Below are 2,559 nucleotides of genomic sequence, written 5' to 3'. Positions count from 1 at the left end.
CACTATATTCCTAAGAGTGACTTGTCTGCCAGTGAATTAGCTGCGGCCCGAGCCTTCTTATCTGGAAAAGGTAGTCAACCAAGTTCAGTTGGGTATCGTCCTTCAACAAATTCTTCTAGCAGTAGCTCATCAGAGGCATCAAATAGTAGTTCATATGGACAAACGAATCAAAGCAATGTTGAGGCAAATACCAGAAGATGGACTCCAACTGTTAGCTCACAAGTGGATAATAGTTATCAAGCAAATCCAAGTGAAGACGTATCCAGTCTCTTGAAACAACTTTATGCCTTGCCACTCAGCCAACGACATGTGGAATCAGATGGACTTGTTTTTGATCCAGCTCAGATTACAAGAAAAACTGCAAATGGTGTTGCAGTGCCACACGGAGATCATTATCACTTTATCCCTTATTCTCAAATGTCTGATTTAGAGCAGAAGATTGCGAGAATGATTTCTGAAAATTATCAAGGGAATCATACTACTGCAGGTGGTAAAGAATTAAAACCAATTCCGAATCCAAGCCTTCCAAATTTAATTCCATCTCCTGTTTTGCCAGCTCTTACCTTAAAACCTTTGAAACCTATTGTAAAGCCAGCTCCTACACCAAATCCTAAAATAGACTCAAATTCTTCTTTGGTTAGTCAGCTGGTACGAAAAGTTGGAGAAGGATATGTTTTCGAAGAAAAGGGCATCTCACGCTATGTCTTTGCGAAAGATTTACCATCTGAAACTGTTAAAAATCTTGAAAGCAAGTTATCAAAACAAGAGAGTGTTTCACACGCTTTAACTGCTAAAAAAGAAAATGTACCACCTCGCGACCAAGAATTTTATGATAAAGTATATAATTTATTGGCCGAGGCTCATAAATCCTTGTCTGAAAATAAAGGTCGCGTTTCCGCTTTCCAAGCCTTAGACAAATTAGCAGAACGCTTGAATGATGAATCTTCTAATAAAGGAAAATTGGTAGATGATTTATTGGCATTTCTAGCACCAATTACCCATCCTGAGCGACTTGGAAAACCAAATTCTCAAATTGAATATACCGAAAACGAAGTCCGTATTGCTCAATTAGCTGATAAGTATACAACGTCAGATGGTTACATTTTTGACGAACATGATATTATCAGTGATGAAGGAGATGCCTATGTAACGCCTCATATGGGCCATAGTCACTGGATTGGAAAAGACAGCCTTTCTGATAAGGAAAAAACTGCGGCTCAATCTTATACTAAAGAAAAAGGTATTTTACCTCCATCTCCAGACGCAGATGCTCAAGCAAATCCAACTGGAGATAGTGCAGCGGCCATTTACAATCGTGTGAAAGGGGAAAAACGAATTCCACTCGTTCGACTTCCATACATGGTTGAGCATACAGTAGAAGTTAAAAATGGTAATTTGATTATTCCTCACAAGGATCATTACCATAACATTAAATTTGCTTGGTTTGATGATCATTCATACAAGGCTCCAAATGGTTATACTCTGGAAGACTTATTTGCGACGATTAAGTATTATGTTGAACATCCTGATGAACGTCCACATTCTAATGACGGATGGGGAAATGCCAGCGAGCATGTCTTAGGTAAGAAAGACCACAGTGAAGATCCCAAAAAGAACTTCAAAGCGGATGAAGAACCAGTAGAGGAAACACCTGCTGAGCCAGAAGTCCCTCAAGTAGAGACTGAAAAAGTAGAAGCCAAGCTCAAAGAAGCAGAAGCTTTACTTGCTAAAGTAACAGATGCTAGTCTGAAAGGCAATGCGACAGAAACCCTAGCTGGTTTACGAAATAATTTGAGCCTGCAAACCATGGATAATAATGGTATCATGGCAGAAGCAGAAAAATTACTTGCGTTGTTAAAAGCTAGTAATCCTTCACCTGTAAATAAGGAAAAAACAAACTAATGAAAAATGGGAGTCTCGATAAAGGGGCTTTCATTTTTATTATGTATATACGAAAAATTCTTGACAAGCAGTACTAAAAAGAGTAAACTATTAACTAGTTAATTAACTGGTTTATTATTTTATAGTGAATCAAATAGAGTTAAGAAAAGAGGAAAGAATGAAAATCAATAAAAAATATCTAGCTGGGTCAGCAGCAGCACTTGTTTTAAGTGTCTGTGCTTATGAACTAGGTTTGCATCAAGCTCAAACTGTAAAAGAAAATAACCGTGTTTCATATATAGATGGTAAACAACCAAGCCAAAAGGCAGAAACTTTGACACCTGATGAAGTCAGTAAAAAAGAAGGTATTAATGCCGAGCAAATTGTTATCAAGATTACGGATCAAGGTTATGTGACTTCTCATGGAGACCATTATCATTACTATAATGGCAAGGTTCCTTATGATGCTATCATCAGTGAAGAACTGCTAATGAAAGATCCAAATTATCAGTTGAAGGATTCAGACATTGTCAATGAAATCAAGGGTGGCTATGTGATTAAGGTAGATGGTAAGTATTATGTCTATCTTAAGGATGTGGCACATGCTGATAATGTTCGAACAAAAGAAGAAATCACTCGTCAGAAGCAAGAACACAGTAGTAATCACGGAGGTGGTTC

At 37.7% G+C, this 2,559-nt stretch carries 2 protein-coding genes; both read left to right on the top strand.

The window, feature by feature from the left end; genetic code table 11:
- The coding region (locus MK482_RS08850) for a pneumococcal-type histidine triad protein (RefSeq protein WP_268718531.1) at nucleotides 1–1,902 on the top strand (1,902 nt) is incomplete at its 5' end.
- A gap of 157 nt (nucleotides 1,903–2,059) precedes the next feature.
- A partial coding sequence (locus MK482_RS08845; RefSeq protein ID WP_268718530.1) for a pneumococcal-type histidine triad protein occupies nucleotides 2,060–2,559 on the top strand: 500 nt, incomplete at its 3' end.

It is taken from the genome of Streptococcus mitis (assembly GCF_026782865.1).
GTDB lineage: Bacteria > Bacillota > Bacilli > Lactobacillales > Streptococcaceae > Streptococcus > Streptococcus mitis_CG.
This window is presented reverse-complemented; position numbering and strand designations above follow the sequence as displayed.